Here is a 20,733-nt window from a genome sequence, read left to right as displayed (position 1 = left end):
TCAGCGCTCGGACTGTTCGGGGGCGGTCTGTTCGGCCAGGGCGACGGCACGGAACATCGCGCGGCGCTTGTTCAGGGTTTCTTCCCACTCGAGTGCCGGCTGCGAGTCGGCGACGATGCCGGCGCCGGCCTGCACGTGCAGCTCGCCGTCCTTGATCACCGCGGTACGGATGGCGATGGCGGTGTCCATGTTGCCGTTCCACGCGAGGTAGCCGACCGCACCGCCGTAGACGCCGCGCTTGACCGGCTCCAGTTCATCGATGATCTCCATGGCACGGATCTTCGGCGCACCGGACAAGGTGCCCGCCGGCAGGATGGCGCGCAGCGCATCCATTGCCGAGAGCCCCTGCTTGAGCTGCCCGGTGACGTTGGAAACGATGTGCATCACGTTGGAATAGCGCTCGATGACCATCTTCTCGGTGAGCTTCACCGAGCCGGTCTCGGCGACCCGGCCGACGTCGTTGCGGCCCAGGTCGATCAGCATCAGGTGCTCGGCCAGCTCCTTGGTATCGGACAACAGGTCGGCCTCGAGGGCACGGTCGGCCTCGTCGGTGGCGCCGCGCGGACGGGTCCCGGCGATCGGCCGCACGGTAACCAGGCCGTCCTCGACGCGCACCAGCACCTCCGGGGAGGAGCCGACCACGTGGAAGTCGCCGAAATTGAAGAAGTACATGTAGGGCGTCGGGTTGAAACAGCGCAGCGCCCGATAGAGGTCGATCGGCGCGGCGGCGAAGGGGATCGACATGCGCTGGGAGATCACCACCTGCATGCAGTCGCCGGCGAGGATGTAGTCCTTGATGCGCGAAACTGCCGCCTCGAAGTCCTCGCGCGAGAAACTCGAGCGGAACACCGGCTCGCCCCTGGCCCCGGTCTCGAAGTCCAGCCCCAGGCGCGGCACGACCGGCTGGCGCAGGCGCTCACGCAGGGCACGCAACTGGGCCAGGCCCTGCTCGTAGGCATCCGCCGCGGCCGGGTCGACCAGCACGATGCAATGCAGCTTGCCAGCCAGGTTGTCGAACACCACCACGGCGTCGGAGACCATCAGCAGGATGTCCGGCGTGCCCAGCGGGTCGGGTGCCTCGCAGCGGCCCAGGCGCTGCTCGACGTAGCGCACGCTGTCGTAGCCGAAGTAGCCGACCAGCCCGCCGTTGAAGCGCGGCAGGCCCTCGACCGGCGCCACGCGATAGCGCTGCTGGAATGCCTCGACAAAGGCCAGCGGATCCTCGACCTCGGCGCGTTCCTGCTCGACGCCGTCGGTGGTCACGCTGATCCGCTGTCCATGGACACGCAGCACGGTGCGACAGGGCAAGCCGATGATCGAGTAACGGCCCCACTTCTCGCCGCCCTGCACCGACTCGAGCAGGTAGGAATTGGGTGCATCGGCCAGCTTGAGATAGAGCGACAGCGGGGTGTCGAAATCGGCCAGGGTTTCGAAGGACAGCGGAATGCGATTGTGGCCTTCGGCGGCCAGACGCAGAAATTCGTCGCGGGTCATGTCAGCCTCGTGGTCTGAGGGGGCTTGGAACGGTTCGCAAACAGGGGCCGGCCAGATGCCGGCACAGGGAGCTCAGGCGCGCCAGCGCCAGCGCGCCAGGGCCTTGATGACCTTCATCCACTGTTTGCGAGTCACCACCACGATCTGATCTCTTCGGCGGGCAGGAGGAAAACCTCGCCACACTAGCGCAGCCCCTCAGGCGAAGCAACCAGCTGGCGCAGGTCGTCGAGCACCAGCTCCGGCTCCTCCTCGTCGATCGGTCGACCGTGGTTGTAGCCATAGCTGACCGCGACGCAGGGCACGCCGGCCGCGCGAGCAGCCAGCACGTCGTTACGCGAGTCGCCGACAAACAGCGCTTCGGCCGCGGTTACGCCGGCCTGCTGCATGACCCAGTGCAACGCGGCAGGATCGGGCTTCTGCTGAGGCAGGGTATCGCCACCGACCAGCCAGCGGAAATAGCCGCCCAGCCCCTTTTCCTCCAGTAACGGCGCGACGAACTGCGACGGCTTGTTGGTGATCACCGCCAGTGCGACACCGCGCTCGCGCAGCCAGTCCAGGCAATCGACGACACCGGGGTACACGCTGGTCAGTTCATGCGCACCGGCATAGGCCTGCATGAACAGCGCCAGCGCCGCGTCGGTCTCGTCCTCGCCGACGCCGGCGTGCTCGTAGTGTCCGGCCAGGGCGCGGCGAACCAGCACCCGTGAGCCGTTGCCGACCCAGTCACGCACCCGCTCGATGCCGGCAGGTTGCCGGCCGAGCAGCATCAGCATCCTGTCGACCGCCGCCGCCAGGTCAGGTACCGAATCCATCAGCGTGCCGTCCAGGTCGAACATCGCCAGGCGCGGCAGCTCGCCGTCGAACAGGCGCTGCAGCCGGTTCATCGGCGGACCTGCGCCAGCTCGCCGCGCATGGTGTCGATCACGGCCTTGTAGTCCGGCTGGTTGAAGATCGCCGAGCCGGCGACAAAGGTGTCGGCGCCGGCCTCGGCAATCTCGCGAATGTTCTTCACGTTCACCCCGCCGTCGATTTCCAGGCGAATCTCGCGGCCGCTGGCGTCGATCAGCGCGCGTGCTTCGCGCAGCTTGTCGAGCGTACCGGGAATGAACTTCTGGCCGCCGAATCCGGGGTTGACGCTCATCAACAGGATCATGTCGACCTTGTCCATGACGTACTTCAGGCAGTCCAGCGGCGTGGCCGGGTTGAACACCAGCCCGGCCTTGGCGCCGCCGTCGCGGATCAGCTGCAGCGAGCGATCGATGTGCTCGGACGCTTCCGGGTGAAAGGTGATGTAGCTGGCGCCGGCCTCGAGGAAGTCGCCGATGATGCGATCGACCGGCTTGACCATCAGGTGCACATCGATCGGCGCGGTGATGCCGTACTTGCGCAAGGCGCTGCAGACCATCGGGCCGATGGTCAGGTTGGGCACGTAATGGTTGTCCATGACATCGAAGTGAACGATGTCGGCACCCGCAGCGAGCACACTGTCCACCTCCTGTCCGAGGCGGGCGAAATCGGCAGAGAGAATCGACGGAGCGATGGCGAAAGGCTGCATGGCGCACCTCTTGAGCAGCGAAAAGGCGGCAGTTTACCCGAGCCCGGTCCCGGCGTGGCCACCGCTGGCCATGCGCGAGCAGCGCCGCTACCCTGAGGGTCGCGCCTGGAGAGACGGAATGCTGCCGAGCCTGCTACTAGCCACCCTGTTGCTGCTGCCAACGATCGCGAGAAGCGAGGAGCCGCCCCCGGCGCCTCCCGAAGCGCCGCCTGCGGAGCCGGTGCGGGTCGCTGCCGGTGAACGAAGCGAACAGCTCGGCCGGGCCCTTGCCCAGCGCTTTCCGCGTCAGGCCCTCGAACTGCAGGCGGGCGAAGAAACCTTTGTCGGCCTGCAGCTGCCCTCGAACCTGGGGCAGAGCCGTGGCGTCATCGTGCTGCTACCCGGTGATGGCGAAAGCGCCGACTGGCCCAGAGTCATCGGGCCGCTGCGCCGTCAGTTGCCGGATGCCGGCTGGCAGACGCTCAGCCTGACGCTGCCGGATGCGGCACCGGCGCCGCCCGCCGCCGAGCCGGCCGCGCCCGCGCCCGACGCAGGCACCGCGCCCGAGGCGGATGCCGCGCCTGCAGACGGCGCCCCCAGCGAGGCCGGCTATCTGCCGGAGAAGACCGCACCGCCGCTCGACGACGCACAACCGCCGCAAGCACCGGCCGCCGAGCCCAAAGCCGAGCCGGTGAATCAGGCACAGCGAATCGAGGCCCGCCTTGAGGCCGCCCTGACACAAGCGCGCAGCAGTGGCGCGGCGACGGTCGTGCTCGTCGGGCACGGCACCGGCGCCTACTGGGCCGCCCGCTATCTGCAAAACAGCGGTGCGAAAGACGTCGGCGGCCTGGTGCTCATCGAGCCCAGGCGTCCGGCAGAACAGGACAAGCCGCTCGCCGATCTGCTGAGCGAACTGGCGCTGCCCACTGCGGACTTCATCTACGGCCAAACCGGGACCCGCTCGCCGCAAGCGCGCGAGCGCCTCGACGCCAGCCAGCGGGCGCGCCATCCGAACTATCGCCAGATCATCCTGCAGCGGCTACCCGCCGACGCGGCGGCCGAGCAGGAGCAACTCTACCGGCGCGTCCGCGCCTGGCTGGACAAGCAGACAACGCCTTGACCGCGCTCAGCGGAAGCCCCGCCGCTCGCGCACCAGGGCGTAGGCGCTGTGCAGCTCACGGGTACGTTCGGTAGCCTCGCGCACGGCAGCCGGTCTGGCCCCGGCACCGGCCAGCTTGTCCGGGTGGTGGCGACTGAGCAGGCGACGGTAGGCGCGCTTGATGGCCTCCGGCTCGGTATCGGCGCGCACGCCCAGCAGATCCAGCGCTTTCTGATAGGCGCCGCCACGGCTTGCCGGAGCTGCGCCGCGCGGTCGTGGTGCGGTGTCCAGCGCGGCCACATCGGCCGCCGTCCAGCCCATCCACTTGCCCCAGAGCAGAATCAGCTCGTGCTCGCGCGGCCCGATCTCGGCGTCGGCCCGCGCCATGCGCCAGCAGGCCTCGAGCAGGGCCCGTGCCTGCTCACGCCGCCCGCGCAGCCGGCGCAGCGGCGTACGCAGGCCGAGATCGTCTCGCTTGCCGCGCGAAAAGGCTTCGATCGCGGCGCGCTGAGCGGTACCGTCGAGGCCGAGCCGCTGCATCTCGGCACGCGCAATCCGGATATGCGCCTCGGTGACCCGGCCGGCGCTCTTGGCCAGCCGGCCCAACAGGACGAACTGCAGCTCGTTGCCTCGCAGCGGTGGCTGCCCACGCAACAGCGCGAGCAGACTCGCCCAGCCCTCCAGCCCCAGGCGCCGGTCCAGCACCTGCCCCAACACGCCGCCAAGCAGCGCGCCAGGGATGCTCGCCAGCAGCCAACCCGCCAGGGTGCCGGCCAGGGTCAGCGGCCAGTACCTCAAGGCTGTTTCTCCAGCAGCCGCTCGACCTGCGCCAGCCGCTCGTGCGTGCCGACATCGATCCAGTCACCAGCAAAGTGCTCGCCGGTCACCTGCCCCTGGGCCATTGCTCCGCGCAGCAGCGGCGCCAGCTTGAACGCGCCGGGCTGCAGACCGCTGAACAGGGCCGGATGCAGCAGCGCCATGCCGCTGTAGGTCAGCGCGACGCCCGCACCCGCCTCGTGCACCTGGCCGTCACGGAGCACGAAATCCCCCTGCGGGTTGTGTGCCGGGTTGTCGACCAGCACCAGGTGCGCCAGCGCCTCGAGCGGCCGCCGCAGGCGCGCGAAATCGTAGCGGGTCCAGATGTCGCCATTGACCACCAGGAACGGCTCCTCCCCGAGCAATGGCAGCGCACGCAGGATGCCACCGCCGGTTTCCAGTGGCTCCCCCTCCGGCGAGTAGCGAATGCAGGCGCCAAAGCGGGCGCCGTCCCCCAGGTACGCCTCGAGCTGCTCGCCGAGCCAGGCATGGTTGACCACCAGCTCGTCGAAGCCGGCGGCGACCAGCGCCCTGACGTGGTACTCGATCAACGGCATCCCCCCGGCACGAGCCAGCGGTTTGGGTGTATGCAGGGTCAACGGGCGCAGGCGCTCACCCTTGCCGGCGGCCAGGATCATCGCCTTCATGGGCGCGCCTGCCCGGGCAGGCTGTCGAGCAGCCGTTCAAGCTCGGCCAGCTCAGGCCGTCGCGCCAGCACCTCGCGCAGATAGGCGAAGAAACGCGGTACGTCGGCGAGATAGCGCGGTTTGCCGTCGCGGTGACAGATGCGCGCGAAGATGCCGATCACCTTCAGGTGGCGCTGCACCCCCATGAGGTCGCTGTCACGCTGGAAGTCGCCGAAGGCTTCGGGCAGCGGCACGCCGGCTTCCCGCGCCTGCTGCCAGTAGCGCTGCAGCCAGGCGTCGACGCGCGCCTGCGGCCAGCTCAGGAAGGCATCCTTGAACAGCGAGGTGATGTCGTAGCTGACCGGCCCCAGCACGGCATCCTGGAAATCCAGCACACCCGGATTGGGCTCGCTCAGCATCAGGTTGCGCGGCATGTAGTCGCGGTGCACCAGCACTCGCGGCTGCGCCAACGCCGAGTCGATCAGCAGGTTGCAGATCCGCGACCAGCAGGCCTGCTGCGCGGCATCGAAGCGATGACCGAGATGCCGGCTCACGTACCATTCGGGGAACAGCTCCAGCTCGCGCCGCAGCAGCGTCTCATCGTAACTGGGCAGCGGCTGCGCGACCGGGCGGCGCTGAAATGCGATCAGCGTGTCGATGGCATCGGCGAACAGTCGGTCGGCATTGGCCTCGTCGATCACGTCAAGATAGGTATGCCGCCCGAGATCATCGAGCAGCAGGAAGCCGTTCTCCAGATCGCTCGCCAGCACCGCCGGCACGTGGACGCCTGCGTCCGCGAGCAGCCCGGCGACCTTCACGAAGGGCCGGCAGTCTTCCTGCGGTGGCGGTGCATCCATCACGATCAGGCTGTGCACGCCGTCCGCCCAACGGAAATAGCGACGAAAACTGGCGTCGCTGCTGGCCGCGCTCAGCTCGCCGACCGGGACCTCGCCCCAGTCACGCTCTCGGAAAATGGCAGGTAGCTGATGCGCCAGCCAGGCTTGCAAAGCTGACAGGCGTTGGTCTTCGTGAGGCATTGGGCGTCTCCGCGGCGCTAGCCGATGGGCAGGTCATGCTTTATTATCCAGCATCTTTTTCAGCCCATCGAGAGGCCTGCAGTAAGCCGGCCGATGGCTCGCCGCAAGCACGGACCAAAGAACAAGATGGCAGTCAGATATCCCGCGTTTCGTAGAAAGTTCCCCCTCCTTGTCACTGGTAGCCTGCTTGCTCTGCAACCCGTTGCCGCTCCCTTCGCCAGCGCTGCCGAGCAGTTCGACTGCCAGCCTGGCCCAGGTGGTGGCTGGAATTGCGCGACTACCACGCCCAGCCACGCCTTGCCGCCGCGCCCGGTCGAATCCGCCGGCGTCGCCAGCTCCGCGAGCCGCACGCCGGAGGGCGACCGCCCCGACACCAGCGCCAAGCTGGTGATCGAGAGCAAAGGACGCGCATTGGCCTCACGCAGCCAGGACTACAGCCATCTGGACTGGGTGCCGCGCGAAAAGCTCACCGCCGCGCAACTGGCCGAAACCGGCCCCTACTGCACCGGTACCTACGTCGAGCCCAACCGCCCGGGCAAGTTCGACGACACGCCGATGAGCGAGGCGCCGACCTACGTTTCGGCCAAGGCCACGCGCTACGAACAGGAACAGGAAATCGCCACCCTGGCCGGTGACGTGGTGCTGCGCCAGGGCAGCATGCAGGCCGAGGCCGACGAGGCCCGCCTGCACCAGCTGGAAAACCGCGGCGAGCTGGTCGGCAACGTCCGTCTGCGTGACCGCAATGCGCTGATGGTGGGGGATCGCGCGGAAATCTTCCTCGACAACGGCGAAGCCAAGGTCGAGAACGCTGAGTATGTGGTGCACTCGGGCAAGGTGCGCGGCAGCGCGCTCTATGCCAAGCGCGAGGAAACCGCGATCATCCGGCTCAAGGACGGTACCTACACCCGCTGCGAGCCGGGCGAGAACACCTGGCATCTGCAAGGCAACAACGTGACGCTGAACCCGGCGACCGGTTTCGGCTCGGCGACCAACGTGACGCTGCGGGTGAAGGACGTACCGGTGTTCTACACACCGTACATCTACTTCCCGATCGATGATCGTCGCCAGTCCGGCTTTCTCGCCCCGAGCATCGGCTCGTCGAGCGACACCGGGTTCTCGCTGCAGACGCCTTACTACTTCAACCTGGCACCGAACTTCGACGCCACGCTGTATCCGCACCTGATGACCGACCGCGGCCTGCTGATGGAAGGTGAGTTCCGCTACCTGAGCCGCAGCAGCGAGGGGCAGTTCGGCGCGGCCTATCTGGACGACAGCAACGACGATCGCAAGCTGCAGTCCGAATATGAAGACCAGCGCTGGATGTACAGCTGGCAGCACCGCACCGGCCTGGACTCGCGCTGGCTCGCCGAGGTCGACTACACCGACATCAGCGACCCGTACTACTTTCAGGACCTGGACACCAACCTGAATATTTCCACCAAGGAGCACTTGGACCAGCGTGGCACGCTCACCTACCGCGGCGATAACTACACCGCGCGACTGAATGCCCATGCCTACGAGCGCGCCACGGTGGCCGACATCACGCCGTACGAGCGCCTGCCGCAGGTCACCCTCGATGGCCGTCTGCCCTTCCAGCCCGGTGGGCTGAACTTCGCCTACAAGACCGAGTTCGTCAGCTTCCAGCGCAGCCTGCGCGATGGATTCTTCTTCAACGAAGACGGCAACCCGGAGCGCTGGTATGACGACCGGCTGACAGGGCTGACCCGCGCCGAAGGCGAGCGCCTGCACCTGGAGCCGGGCGTCAGCCTGCCGCTGCAGTGGACCTGGGGCTTCGTCAAGCCGTCGCTCAAGTACGCCTACACCCAGTACAGCCTGGATCTCGACTCGAAAGGGCGAGACCCTGCATTCGGGGGAATTACCAATTTCGAGGATTCGCCCGATCGCAGCGTTCCGATCTTCAGCGTCGACAGCGGCCTGTATTTCGACCGCGATACCCAGTGGTTCGGCAAGGATTACCGGCAGACGCTCGAGCCGCGCCTGTTCTACCTCTATGTACCGAAAGAGGACCAGGACGACATCCCGGTGTTCGACACTGGCGAAAGCAGCTTCAGCTATTCCTCGCTGTGGCGCGAGAACCGCTTCAGTGGTCGCGACCGGATCGGGGACGCCAACCAGCTCTCGCTGGGCGTGACCAGCCGCTGGATCGAGCCCAATGGCTTCGAACGCCAGCGCTTGAGCATCGGCCAGATCTACTACTTCCGCGATCGTGAAGTGCAACTGCCCGGCATGTCCGTCGAAGAGCGTCCGGACGCGCAGAGCTCGGTATCGCCCTACGCGCTCGAATACCAGTACCGCTACAACCGCGACTGGAGCTTCACCTCGACCTTCAACTGGGATCCGGACCAGGGCCGTACCCGCTCCGGCAGTGCAATGTGGCACTACCAGCCGGAAGCCAACCCGAACAAGATCGTCAACCTCGGTTATCGCTACCGCAACGACACCATCCGTTTCGACCAGGCCACCGGCGAATGGAGGTACGGGGGCGACTACGGCAACGAGCTGCTTGCAGACGGCACTCCAAATCCGGACTTCATCAAGGACTACTACAAGATCAACCAGCATGACTTCTCGTTCATCTGGCCGATCGTCCCGCAGTGGAGCGTCATCGGACGCTGGCAGCACGACTACAGCCGCAGCCGCACGCTGGAGGCCTTCGGCGGCTTCGAGTACGACAGTTGCTGCTGGAAGCTGCGCCTGATCAACCGCTACTGGGTGGATTACGACGAGACCAGCCTCAACCCCGATCGCAACGACGAGCCGGACAGCGGCATCTTCCTGCAGATCGTCCTCAAGGGACTCGGCGGCGTCGTTGGCAGCGCGACCGAGACCTTCCTCGAACAAGGCATTCAAGGCTACCGTGAACGTGAAGACCAAGCTCTCTGATTTCCTGCGCCCGCTGCTGCTGGGCACCCTGCTACTGGGCAGCGCCACGCTGACCACGACTGCGCTGGCCCAGGTACAACCGCTGGATCGCGTGGTCGCGATCGTCGACAACGACGTGATCATGCAGAGCCAGCTTGATCAGCGCATCCAAGAGGTCCGTCAGACCATCGAGAAGCGCGGCGCGGAAGTGCCGCCCAACGAGGTGCTGCAGCAACAGGTTCTGGAACGCCTGATCAGCGAAAACCTGCAATTGCAGATCGGCGAACGCTCCGGCGTTCGCATCTCCGATGAAGAGCTGAACCAGGCGATGGCCACCATTGCCCAGCGCAACAACATGACCCCCGAGCAGTTCCGCGAGGCCTTGGCACGCGACGGCCTGAGCCCGGAGACCGCGCGCGAGCAGATCCGGCGCGAGATGATCATCAGCCGCGTACGTCAGCGCCGGGTCGCCGAGCGCATCCAGGTTTCCGAGCAGGAAGTGCAGAACTTCCTCGCCTCCGACCTCGGCAAGCTGCAGCTGTCGGAGGAGTACCACCTGGCCAACATCCTCATCCCGGTACCCGAGGCGGCCGATTCGGCCACCATCCAGGCCGCCGAGCGCATGGCACGCGACACTCACGAGCAACTACAGAAAGGCGCGGACTTCGCACGCCTGGCGGTGGCCCGCTCCGCCAGCGAGAACGCCCTCGAAGGTGGAGACATGGGCTGGCGCAAGGCCGCTCAGCTACCGCCGCCGTTCGACAGCCTGGTCCGCGAGCTGGCCGTTGGTGAGTTCACCGAGCCGGTACGCACGCCGCCCGGTTTCATCATCGTCAAGGTGCTGGAAAAGCGCGGCGGCGAAACGCAGGTACGCGACGAGGTGCACGTTCGCCATATTCTCATCAAGCCCAGCGCGATTCGCAGCGAAGACGAGGCTCGCCTGCTGGTCAAGCGCCTGCGTGAGCGCATCCTGGCGGGCGAAGACTTCGCCGAGCTGGCGCGCAATTTTTCGGAAGACCCGGGTTCGGCACTCAACGGTGGCGACCTGAACTGGATCGACCCGAATTCACTAGTTCCGGAGTTCCGTCAGGTGATGGCCAACACCGCCAGCGGCGAACTCTCGCAGCCGTTCCAGTCGCCCTATGGCTGGCACATTCTCGAGGTGCTCGGCCGTCGCGCCACGGACACCAGCGAGGAGTTCCGCGAGCAGCAGGCTCGCAATCTGCTGCGCAACCGCCGCTACGATGAAGAACTGCAGGCCTGGCTACGACAGATCCGCGATGAGGCCTACGTCGAAATCAAGCTCTGATCCGACAGGCCTGAAACAGACGGGGTGATGGCACCAGGTGCCTCACCCCGTTTTTGCTTGCCGAACGCACCGAGGTATCCATGACGCGCTCCCGCCCCTTCGTTCTCACCCCCGGCGAACCAGCCGGTATCGGCCCGGACCTCTGCCTGCTGCTGGCCCGCGACGCGCAGGCCAGAACGCTCGTTGCCATCGCCAGCGTGGAACTGCTGCAAGCGCGGAGCGCAGCACTCGGTCTGTCGATCGAATTGATAGAGGTGCATCCCGGCGCCTGGCCGGAGCATCCGGCGCCAGCCGGTAGCCTCTACGTCTGGGACACGCCATTGCGGGCGCCGGCGCAGGCCGGCCAGCTCGACCCCGCCAACGGTCCCTACGTACTGGAGACGCTGACTCGCGCTGCCCGCGGCTGCCTCGCGGGCGACTTCGCCGGCATGATCACCGCCCCCGTGCACAAAGGCGTGATCAACGAAGCCGGTGTCGCCTTCTCCGGGCATACGGAATTTCTCGCGGAGCTGACCCGGACGCCGCAGGTCGTCATGATGCTGGCCACCCACGGATTGCGCGTGGCGCTGGTCACCACCCATCTGCCACTGCGCGAGGTGGCCGACGCGATTACAGCCGAACGTCTGGAGCGTGTGACGCGAATCCTGCACGCCGATCTGGTCGACAAGTTCGGCATCGCACGGCCACGCATCCTCGTTTGCGGGCTCAACCCGCACGCCGGAGAAGGCGGCCACCTGGGCCGCGAAGAGATCGAGATCATCGAGCCGACGCTGGCGCGGCTGCGTGACGAAGGGCTCGACCTGGTCGGCCCGCTGCCGGCCGACACGCTGTTCACCCCCAAGCACCTGGAACACTGCGACGCGGTGCTGGCCATGTTCCACGACCAGGGCCTGCCAGTGCTCAAGTACAAGGGTTTCGGCGCCGCGGTGAACGTCACCCTGGGCCTGCCGATCGTACGCACCTCCGTCGACCACGGCACCGCGCTGGACCTGGCCGGCAGCGGGCGCATCGACACCGGCAGCCTCAAGGTCGCGCTCGAAACCGCCTACCAGATGGCGGCAGGCAGCTGACGGCGCGGTCGGTGCGTGTCGCGCACGGGCGCAACTGTTAAGCTTCGCGCCTTTGCATCGTTCGCTTTACGCTCTTGCTTGTCGCTTGCAGCTTGAAGCCTGGAGCTGCCTTCTATGTCCGAGTACCAACACCGCGCGCGCAAGCGCTTCGGCCAGAATTTCCTGCATGACGCCGGCGTCATTCACCGCATCCTGCGCGCCATCCATCCGCGAGCGGGCGAGCGGCTGGTCGAGATCGGCCCCGGCCAGGGTGCCCTCACCGAGGGGTTGCTCGACAGCGGCGCCCATCTGGATGTGGTCGAGCTCGATCTCGACCTGATCCCGATTCTCCAGAGCCGCTTCGCCGAGCGAAGCAATTTCGCCCTGCACCAGGGCGATGCGCTGAAATTCGACTTCGCCCAGCTCAGCCGCGAGCCAGCCAGCCTGCGTATCGTCGGCAACCTGCCCTACAACATTTCCACGCCGTTGATCTTCCACCTGCTCGAGCACGCCGGCCTGATCCGCGACATGCACTTCATGCTGCAAAAGGAAGTGGTGGAGCGCCTGGCTGCCGAACCCGGTGGCGGCGACTGGGGCCGGCTCTCGATCATGGTGCAGTACCACTGCCGGGTCGAACACCTGTTCAACGTCGGCCCGGGCGCTTTCAGCCCGGCGCCAAAGGTGGACTCGGCGATCGTTCGCCTGGTGCCGCATGCCGAACTGCCGCACCCGGCCAAGGACCCACGCCTGCTCGAACGCGTCGTGCGCGAGGCGTTCAACCAGCGCCGCAAGACCCTGCGCAACACGCTCAAGGGCCTGCTCGATGCCGAAGCCATCGAGGCAGCCGGCGTCGACGGCAGCCTGCGCCCCGAGCAGCTGGACCTGGCCGCGTTTGTCCGCCTGTCCGACCAACTCGCCCTGCGCCAGTAACGGCGCCTCATCGACGAGTCTTTTTATGTCCGACGATCAGCGCTACCGGATCGACGTCAGCGTCGTTCCGCATTACCTCAAGGAACACTCCGAGCCGGAACAAAACCGCTATGCCTTTGCCTACAGGGTAACCATAGAGAACAAGGGCCAGGTGGCGGCACAGCTGCTTTCCCGGCACTGGCTCATCACCGACGGCGACGGCCAGGTGCAGGAAGTGCGCGGGGCCGGCGTCGTCGGTGAACAGCCGACGATCGCCCCCGGCGAACGGCATGTCTATACCAGCGGCACCCTGCTGACCACACGTGTCGGCATCATGCAGGGCAGCTACCAGATGCTCGCCGAGGACGGACACCACTTCGACGCGATCATCGCGCCGTTCCGCCTTGCCGTACCCGGAGCACTGCATTGACCACCTATGCCGTCGGCGACCTGCAGGGTTGCCTCGAACCCCTCAAGTGCCTGCTCGAGCAGGTCGACTTCAGCCCCTCGCGAGATTGCCTGTGGCTGGCCGGTGACTTGGTCAACCGTGGCCCGCAATCACTCGAGGCGCTGCGCTACGTGCGGGACCTCGACGGCTCGGCCGTCTGTGTGCTCGGCAACCATGACCTGCATCTGCTGGCGGTCGCCCACAACATCGAACGCATGCGCAAGTCCGATACGCTGCAGGCCATTCTCGACGCGCCGGACCGCAATGACCTGATCGACTGGCTGCGCCGGCAAAAGCTGCTGCACTACGATGAGCACCGGCATACCGCGCTGGTGCACGCCGGCATACCGCCGCAGTGGACGCTGGAAAAAGCACTCAGGCGCGCGGCCGAAGTCGAGGCAGCCTTGCAGGACGACGCCCTGCTGATGCCATTCCTCGACGGGATGTACGGCAATGAGCCGGCCAAGTGGAGCAAGGATCTGCACGGTGTGCCACGCCTGCGCTTGATCACCAACTACTTCACGCGCATGCGCTTCTGCAAGGCCGACGGCACGCTGGAACTTGAAGCCAAGGAGGGGCTGAACAAGGCGCCCTCCGGCTATGCGCCCTGGTTCAGCCATCCGCAGCGCAAGACCCGCAATGTGAAGATCGTCTTCGGCCACTGGGCCGCGCTCGAGGGTCGCTGTGACGAGCCGGACGTCTTCGCCCTGGACACCGGCTGCGTCTGGGGGAACGCCATGACCCTGATGAACCTCGACAGCGGCGAGCTGTTGCGCTGCGCCTGCGATCACGGGAGACCGAACTGATGGAATTCAAGCGCATTGCCCCCGAGCAAGCCCAGCAGATGCGTCGCGAAGGCGCGGTGGTGGTGGACATCCGCGACCCGCACAGCTTCGCCAGCGGCCACATCGCCGGCTCGACCCGGCTGGACAACTACTCGCTGCCGGACTTCATCGCCGCCGCCGACCTCGACCATCCACTGATCGTGACCTGCTACCACGGCCATTCGAGCCAGGGCGCCGCGGCCTATCTGGTGGGCCAGGGTTTTTCCGACGTCTATAGTCTCGATGGAGGCTTCGAACTGTGGCGCGTCACCTACCCGCAGGAAGTGGAGCGCGACGAGCAGTCGTAAGTTTTTGTGTCCCCGTGCAGGCCCCGCGCCGCGCGGGCTGCACCCTGTTTGCCGGCTTCCGCTCCCGGTAAAAAGTCGCCCCGCCCCTTTACGCCGCCGAATCCGAACTATCCTTTAGCTCAGGCCATCCAAACGATGAAAGCCGGGTAAAACGGCTTCGGATTATGGTTTCGACCATTGGGTGTTCGGGGGAACTCCGCTGGCCGCCGTTGCGGCCGGGCTCCGGGATGCCTGATGACAACGCCTACCTGTGCAGCGACGAGGTGAAGTCATGAGCATTTTCAGCCACTTCCAACAACGATTCGAAGCGACCCGGCAGGAGGAATATTCCCTGCAGGAATACCTCGATCTGTGCAAACAGGACCCGAGTACCTACGCCACCGCGGCCGAGCGCATGCTGATGGCGATCGGCGAGCCGGAGCTGGTCGACACCTCGACCGACCCGCGGCTATCGCGAATTTTTTCCAACAAGGTGATCCGCCGTTATCCCGCGTTCGAAGACTTCCACGGCATGGAGGACTGCATCGACCAGATCGTCTCCTACTTCCGCCACGCGGCGCAGGGCCTGGAGGAGAAGAAGCAGATCCTCTATCTCCTCGGCCCGGTAGGCGGTGGCAAGTCGTCGCTGGCCGAAAAGCTCAAGCAGCTGATCGAGCGGGTGCCCTTCTATGCGATCAAGGGCTCGCCGGTATTCGAGTCGCCGCTGGGCCTGTTCAATCCCGCCGAAGACGCCCAGATCCTCGAGGAGGATTACGGCATCCCGCGGCGCTACCTCAGCTCCATCATGTCGCCCTGGGCAACCAAGCGACTGCAGGAATTCGGTGGCGATATCAGCCAGTTCCGCGTGGTCAAGCTCTACCCGTCGATCCTCAATCAGATTGCCGTGGCCAAGACCGAGCCGGGCGACGACAACAACCAGGACATCTCGGCGCTGGTCGGCAAGGTGGATATCCGCAAGCTGGAGGAATTCCCGCAGAACGATGCCGACGCCTACGCCTATTCGGGCGCGCTGTGCCGGGCGAACCAGGGCCTGATGGAATTCGTCGAGATGTTCAAGGCGCCGATCAAGGTGCTGCACCCGCTGCTGACCGCGACCCAGGAAGGCAACTACAACTCCACCGAGGGCCTGGGTGCGATTCCCTACAGCGGCATCATCCTGGCGCACTCCAACGAATCGGAGTGGCACAGCTTCCGCAACAACAAGAACAACGAAGCCTTCATCGACCGTATCTACATCGTCAAGGTGCCCTACTGCCTGCGGGTGTCAGACGAGGTGAAGATCTACGACAAGCTGCTGACCAACAGCTCGCTGTCGCAGGCTCACTGCGCCCCGGACACCCTGAAGATGCTCGCGCAGTTCAGTGTGCTCTCGCGTCTGAAGGAGCCGGAGAACTCCAACATCTACTCGAAGATGCGGGTCTACGACGGCGAGAACCTAAAGGACACCGACCCCAAGGCGAAGTCGATCCAGGAATACCGCGACGCTGCTGGCGTGGACGAAGGCATGAACGGCCTCTCCACCCGCTTCGCCTTCAAGATCCTGTCGAAGGTCTTCAACTTCGACCCGCACGAGGTCGCCGCCAACCCGGTACACCTGCTCTACGTGCTCGAGCAGCAGATCGAGCAGGAGCAGTTCCCGGCCGAGGTGCGCGAGCGCTACCTGCGCTTCATCAAGGAATACCTGGCGCCGCGCTACGTCGAGTTCATCGGCAAGGAGATCCAGACCGCCTACCTCGAGTCCTACAGCGAATACGGGCAGAACATCTTCGATCGCTATGTGCTGTACGCCGACTTCTGGATCCAGGACCAGGAATACCGCGACCCGGAAACCGGCGAGATCCTCAACCGCGCCGCCCTCAACGAAGAGCTGGAGAAGATCGAGAAGCCTGCCGGCATCAGCAATCCCAAGGACTTCCGCAACGAGATCGTCAACTTCGTACTGCGCGCGCGGGCCAACAACAACGGCAAGAACCCGAGCTGGCTGTCCTACGAGAAGCTGCGCGTGGTGATCGAGAAGAAGATGTTCTCCAACACCGAGGATCTGCTGCCGGTCATCAGCTTCAATGCCAAGGCCAGCAAGGAAGACCAGAAGAAGCACAACGACTTCGTGTCGCGCATGGTCGAGCGCGGTTACACCGAGAAGCAGGTCCGCCTGCTATCCGAATGGTATTTGCGGGTGCGCAAGTCGCAGTAACGCAGCCTCACGCCAAAAGCTGTAGGCTGCAGACGAGAGCTTGGAGGGTCGGTTGCCGAGGCAGGCGGCTGATCCCTCAAGGCCTGCAGCGTCCCTCGGAGGGCTCGTATGAGCTACGTGATCGATCGGCGCCTCAACGGCAAGAACAAGAGCATGGTCAACCGTCAGCGCTTCCTGCAGCGCTACCGGGGCCACATCAAGAAGGCGGTGGAAGAGGCCGTCAGCCGGCGTTCCATCACCGACATGGAGCATGGCGAACAAATCAGCATTCCCGGTCGCGACATCGACGAACCGGTGCTGCACCACGGCCGCGGTGGGCGGCAGACGATCGTCCATCCGGGCAACAAGGAGTTCGTCGCCGGCGAACGCATCCCACGCCCGCAGGGCGGTGGTGGCGGCCAGGGTGCCGGGCAGGCGAGCAACAGCGGCGAAGGGATGGATGACTTCGTCTTCCAGATCACCCAGGAAGAATTTCTCGACTTCATGTTCGAGGACCTCGAGCTGCCCAACCTGGTCAAGCGTCACCTGACCGGCACCGACACCTTCAAGACGGTGCGCGCCGGCATCAGCAACGAGGGCAACCCCTCCCGGATCAACATCGTGCGCACCTTGCGCTCGGCGCATGCGCGGCGCATTGCGCTGTCGGGCTCCAGCCGCGCCAAGCTACGCCAGGCGCGCGCCGAACTCGAGCGCCTCAAGCTCGAAGAGCCGGACAACCTCGGCGACATCAAGGCCTGTGAGGAAGAAATCCTGCGGCTACGTGCGCGCATCGAACGGGTGCCATTCCTCGACACCTTCGACCTCAAGTACAACCTGCTGGTCAAGCATCCCAACCCCAGCTCCAAGGCGGTGATGTTCTGCCTGATGGACGTGTCGGGCTCGATGACCCAGGCGACGAAAGACGTCGCCAAGCGCTTCTTCATCCTCCTCTACCTGTTCCTCAAGCGGAACTACGACAAGATCGATGTGGTGTTCATCCGCCACCACACCAGCGCCAAGGAAGTGGATGAAGAGGAGTTCTTCTACTCGCGCGAGACCGGCGGGACCATCGTCTCCAGCGCGCTGAAAATGATGCAGGAAATCATGGCCGAGCGTTATCCGGCTGCGGAGTGGAACATCTACGGCGCGCAGGCTTCGGACGGCGACAACTGGAACGACGACTCGCCGCTGTGCCGGGACATCCTGATCAACCAGATCATGCCCTTCGTGCAGTATTTCACCTATGTCGAGATCACCCCGCGCGAGCATCAGGCGCTCTGGTACGAATACAACCAGGTGTGCGAAGCCTTCCCCGAGGCTTTCGCCCAGCAGCAACTGGTCAGTGCCGCGGACATCTACCCGGTGTTCCGCGAGCTGTTCCAACGGCGCGGCGGCGCCGGAAGAGGTGCAGCATGAAGAGACAACCCATCTCCACCGGCTCGGAATGGACCTTCGACCTGATCAGAACCTACGACCGTGAGATCGGCCGCCTCGCCGAGCGCTACGCCCTGGACACCTACCCGAACCAGATCGAGGTCATCACGGCCGAGCAGATGATGGATGCCTATGCCTCGGTCGGCATGCCCATCGGCTACCACCACTGGTCGTACGGCAAGCACTTTCTCTCCACCGAGAAAGGCTATCGTCGCGGACAGATGGGCCTGGCCTATGAAATCGTGATCAATTCCGATCCCTGCATCGCTTACCTGATGGAGGAAAACACCATCTGCATGCAGGCGCTGGTGATCGCCCACGCCTGCTATGGCCACAACAGTTTCTTCAAGGGCAACTACCTGTTCCGCACCTGGACCGACGCCAGCTCGATCATCGACTACCTGGTGTTCGCCAAGCAGTACATCACCCAGTGCGAAGAGCGTCATGGCATCAATGCCGTCGAGGATCTGCTCGATTCCTGCCATGCGCTGATGAACTACGGCGTCGACCGCTACAAGCGCCCCTACCCGATTTCAGCCGAAGAAGAGCGCCGCCGCCAGGCCGAACGCGAAGAGCATCTGCAACGGCAGATCAACGACCTGTGGCGCACCATTCCACGCCTCGGCGACAAGGACGAGGAACAGGAAGCCGGCCAGCGCTTCCCGGCCGAACCGCAGGAGAACATCCTTTATTTCATCGAGAAACACGCGCCGCTGCTCGAACCCTGGCAACGCGAGATCGTGCGCATCGTGCGCAAGATCGCCCAGTACTTCTATCCGCAGCGCCAGACCCAGGTGATGAACGAAGGCTGGGCCACGTTCTGGCACTACACGCTGATGAACGACCTGTACGACGAAGGCCTGGTGACCGACGGCTTCATGATGGAGTTCCTGCAGTCACACACCAGCGTCATCTACCAGCCCGGCTTCGACAGCCCCTATTACAGCGGCATCAACCCCTACACCCTGGGCTTCGCGATGTATCAGGACATCCGCCGCATCTGCGAGAACCCCACCGAGGAGGACCGCCGCTGGTTCCCCGACATCGCCGGCAGCGACTGGCTGACCACCGTCAAGTTCGCCATGCAGAACTTCAAGGACGAGAGCTTCATCCTGCAGTTCCTCTCGCCAAAGGTGATCCGCGATCTGAAGCTGTTCAGCGTGCTCGACGATGACCGCAAGGACGAACTGCTGATTCCGGCGATTCACGACGAAAGCGGCTATCACACGATTCGCGAGCTGCTCGCGGCACAGTACAACCTTGGCAACCGCGAGCCGAACGTGCAGGTCTGGAACGTCAATAGAAGAGGTGATCGCTCGCTGACGCTGCGTCACCAGCAACACGACCGCAAGCCGCTCGGCGATTCGACCAGCGACGTGCTCAAGCATCTGCATCGGCTTTGGGGCTTCGACGTTCACCTGCAATCGATGCAGGGCGAGCAGGTGGTCAACACCCAACACATGCCCCCGCGCAACAGCGAGGCGGAAGCCGAGCCACGCTTTCCCGGAATGAACTTCGCCTGAGCCGTGTCGCTCGGCACGGCGCGCCCTTCCGGGGGCGCCGCGCTCCGGTCGGGTACGCCGCCTGCCGTATGGCGGCGCTATGCCTTATCCTCCGTGCCAACGGAGGTGTTCATGCAGATTTACAAAGTCGGTGGTGCGGTACGCGACCGCCTGCTCGGAAGGCCCGTCAGCGAGATCGACTGGGTGGTCGTCGGCGCGACGGCCGAACAAATGGAAGCCTTGGGGTTTCGCCCGGTCGGCGCAGATTTCCCGGTGTTCCTGCACCCGCAAACCGGCGACGAATACGCGCTGGCCCGCACCGAGCGCAAGAGCGGCCGCGGTTACGGGGGCTTCACCTTCTTCACCAGCCCGGATGTCACGCTGGAACAGGACCTGCTGCGCCGCGACCTGACAATCAATGCCATGGCCGAGGACGAACACGGCCAGCTCCATGACCCCTATGGCGGGCAACGGGACCTGGCCGATCGCTTGCTGCGCCATGTCTCGCCGGCCTTCGCCGAAGATCCGCTACGGGTCCTGCGTGTTGCACGTTTCGCCGCGCGCTACGCCGACCTCGGCTTTCATATCGCCAGCGAAACGCTGGAACTGATGCGCCAGCTGTCCCGCTCCGGCGAATTGCAGGCGCTGACGCCCGAGCGCAGCTGGAAGGAAATCTCCCGCGCCCTGATGGAGCCGCGACCGGACGTGTTCGTACAGGTGTTGCGCGACTGCGGCGCACTGGCCGAGCTCTATCCGGAACTGGACGCGCACCTGGCCCCTACGCCAGACGCCCTGCTGGCCGCGCTGCGCGAATGCGCCCGGCGCCAGCAGCCGCTGCCGGTGCGCTGGGCGGTGCTGCTTTCGCCACTGAGCATCGAGGACGGTCAGGGCGTCGAGCCGGTCCGGGCGATCAGCCAGCGCAGCAAGGTGCCCCGGGATTGCCAAGAGCTCGCCGAGCTGGTCGCCGGCTACCGCCACGCCGCTGCACGGGCGCTTGAGCTGTCGGCAAACCAGCTGCTCGACCTGCTGCAGCACTTCGACATCTACCGCCGCCCGGAGCGCTTCGAGCGCTTCCTCATCGCCAGCGAAATAGCCGGCGCCGCTGCACCCAGCAGCGGCGCACCTTTCCGCACGCAAGCCGAGTATCTGAGGGGAGCGGCCGACGCGGCACGCCAGGTGACGGCAGCCCCTCTGGTCGAGCAAGGCTACCGGGGAGCCGAACTGGGCGAAGCGCTCAAACACGAACGCCTGGCCGCTGTCGCACGATACGCCGCGTGCCGCTAGCGCT

Annotated in this window: 18 protein-coding genes; 12 read left to right on the top strand and 6 right to left on the bottom strand. The window is 65.3% G+C overall.

Translation table 11 applies throughout. From position 1 onward, the window contains the following. From trpE to rpe, 3 genes are all read right to left on the bottom strand, one after another. Positions 1–1,494 (bottom strand): anthranilate synthase component I, encoded by a 1,494-nt coding sequence (trpE, locus tag CL52_RS02830; RefSeq protein WP_041110880.1) that lies wholly within the window; start codon positions 1,492–1,494, stop codon positions 1–3. 182 nt (positions 1,495–1,676) lie between these two features. Beyond that, positions 1,677–2,378 (bottom strand): phosphoglycolate phosphatase, encoded by a 702-nt coding sequence (locus CL52_RS02825; RefSeq protein ID WP_043218411.1) that lies wholly within the window; start codon positions 2,376–2,378, stop codon positions 1,677–1,679. Further along, positions 2,375–3,049: a ribulose-phosphate 3-epimerase gene (rpe, locus tag CL52_RS02820; RefSeq protein WP_041110876.1), complete on the bottom strand. Its 675-nt coding sequence runs from the start codon at positions 3,047–3,049 to the stop codon at positions 2,375–2,377. Before rpe ends, CL52_RS02825 begins: the two co-directional genes overlap by 4 nt. A gap of 118 nt (positions 3,050–3,167) precedes the next feature. On the opposite strand from rpe, the gene CL52_RS02815 reads away from it, so the two are divergent. Then, a complete protein-coding gene (locus CL52_RS02815) occupies positions 3,168–4,148 on the top strand; it encodes a DUF3530 family protein (RefSeq protein ID WP_043218407.1) in 981 nt (326 codons plus the stop codon). Between the two features lie 6 nt (positions 4,149–4,154). Here the strand turns inward: CL52_RS02815 and CL52_RS02810 are convergent, their stop codons facing one another. Genes CL52_RS02810 through CL52_RS02800 form a run of 3 tightly spaced genes read right to left on the bottom strand, consistent with a single transcriptional unit; the run spans position 4,155 to position 6,606 of the window. Beyond that, complete coding sequence (locus tag CL52_RS02810) at positions 4,155–4,925, bottom strand: TerB family tellurite resistance protein (protein ID WP_043218405.1); 771 nt, start codon at positions 4,923–4,925, stop codon at positions 4,155–4,157. Beyond that, positions 4,922–5,590, bottom strand: a complete 669-nt coding sequence (gene murU / locus CL52_RS02805) for an N-acetylmuramate alpha-1-phosphate uridylyltransferase MurU (protein ID WP_043218401.1) — start codon at positions 5,588–5,590, stop codon at positions 4,922–4,924. The genes CL52_RS02810 and murU overlap by 4 nt, the downstream gene beginning before the upstream one ends. Further along, complete coding sequence (locus tag CL52_RS02800; protein ID WP_043218398.1) at positions 5,587–6,606, bottom strand: aminoglycoside phosphotransferase family protein; 1,020 nt, start codon at positions 6,604–6,606, stop codon at positions 5,587–5,589. The genes murU and CL52_RS02800 overlap by 4 nt, the downstream gene beginning before the upstream one ends. A 126-nt stretch (positions 6,607–6,732) precedes the next feature. On the opposite strand from CL52_RS02800, the gene CL52_RS02795 reads away from it, so the two are divergent. The 11 genes from CL52_RS02795 to CL52_RS02745 all read left to right on the top strand — a co-directional run bounded on the left by CL52_RS02795 (position 6,733) and on the right by CL52_RS02745 (position 20,729). Beyond that, complete coding sequence (locus CL52_RS02795) at positions 6,733–9,510, top strand: LPS-assembly protein LptD (RefSeq protein WP_043218396.1); 2,778 nt, start codon at positions 6,733–6,735, stop codon at positions 9,508–9,510. Continuing rightward, the gene (locus CL52_RS02790; protein ID WP_043222898.1) at positions 9,491–10,798 is read left to right on the top strand and encodes a peptidylprolyl isomerase; all 1,308 of its coding nucleotides are present in this window, start codon (positions 9,491–9,493) and stop codon (positions 10,796–10,798) included. Before CL52_RS02795 ends, CL52_RS02790 begins: the two co-directional genes overlap by 20 nt. A gap of 80 nt (positions 10,799–10,878) precedes the next feature. Continuing rightward, positions 10,879–11,868 (top strand): 4-hydroxythreonine-4-phosphate dehydrogenase PdxA, encoded by a 990-nt coding sequence (gene pdxA, locus CL52_RS02785; protein WP_043218393.1) that lies wholly within the window; start codon positions 10,879–10,881, stop codon positions 11,866–11,868. Between the two features lie 114 nt (positions 11,869–11,982). Then, complete coding sequence (gene rsmA, locus CL52_RS02780) at positions 11,983–12,777, top strand: 16S rRNA (adenine(1518)-N(6)/adenine(1519)-N(6))-dimethyltransferase RsmA (protein ID WP_043218389.1); 795 nt, start codon at positions 11,983–11,985, stop codon at positions 12,775–12,777. A 25-nt stretch (positions 12,778–12,802) separates the two neighbouring features. After that, positions 12,803–13,186 (top strand): Co2+/Mg2+ efflux facilitator ApaG/CorD, encoded by a 384-nt coding sequence (apaG, locus tag CL52_RS02775; RefSeq protein WP_043218386.1) that lies wholly within the window; start codon positions 12,803–12,805, stop codon positions 13,184–13,186. Further along, positions 13,183–14,010: a symmetrical bis(5'-nucleosyl)-tetraphosphatase gene (locus tag CL52_RS02770; RefSeq protein WP_043218384.1), complete on the top strand. Its 828-nt coding sequence runs from the start codon at positions 13,183–13,185 to the stop codon at positions 14,008–14,010. Before apaG ends, CL52_RS02770 begins: the two co-directional genes overlap by 4 nt. Then, positions 14,007–14,336 (top strand): thiosulfate sulfurtransferase GlpE, encoded by a 330-nt coding sequence (glpE, locus tag CL52_RS02765; RefSeq protein ID WP_043218382.1) that lies wholly within the window; start codon positions 14,007–14,009, stop codon positions 14,334–14,336. The genes CL52_RS02770 and glpE overlap by 4 nt, the downstream gene beginning before the upstream one ends. 271 nt (positions 14,337–14,607) lie before the next feature. Beyond that, positions 14,608–16,530 (top strand): PrkA family serine protein kinase, encoded by a 1,923-nt coding sequence (locus CL52_RS02760; RefSeq protein WP_043218379.1) that lies wholly within the window; start codon positions 14,608–14,610, stop codon positions 16,528–16,530. Positions 16,531–16,638: 108 nt separating this feature from the next. After that, complete coding sequence (locus tag CL52_RS02755) at positions 16,639–17,925, top strand: YeaH/YhbH family protein (RefSeq protein ID WP_043218378.1); 1,287 nt, start codon at positions 16,639–16,641, stop codon at positions 17,923–17,925. Further along, positions 17,922–19,466, top strand: coding sequence for a SpoVR family protein (locus CL52_RS02750; protein ID WP_043218376.1), 1,545 nt, complete (start codon positions 17,922–17,924; stop codon positions 19,464–19,466). The genes CL52_RS02755 and CL52_RS02750 overlap by 4 nt, the downstream gene beginning before the upstream one ends. Before the next feature lie 111 nt (positions 19,467–19,577). Continuing rightward, positions 19,578–20,729, top strand: a complete 1,152-nt coding sequence (locus tag CL52_RS02745) for a multifunctional CCA addition/repair protein (RefSeq protein WP_043218374.1) — start codon at positions 19,578–19,580, stop codon at positions 20,727–20,729. Positions 20,730–20,733: the final 4 nt, after the last annotated feature.

Origin of the sequence: Stutzerimonas balearica DSM 6083 (assembly GCF_000818015.1) — a bacterium.
In the GTDB taxonomy this organism is placed as follows: Bacteria; Pseudomonadota; Gammaproteobacteria; order Pseudomonadales; family Pseudomonadaceae; genus Stutzerimonas; species Stutzerimonas balearica.
The sequence above is the reverse complement of the archived record's forward strand: the minus strand, read 5'-3'. Positions and strand labels throughout refer to the sequence as shown.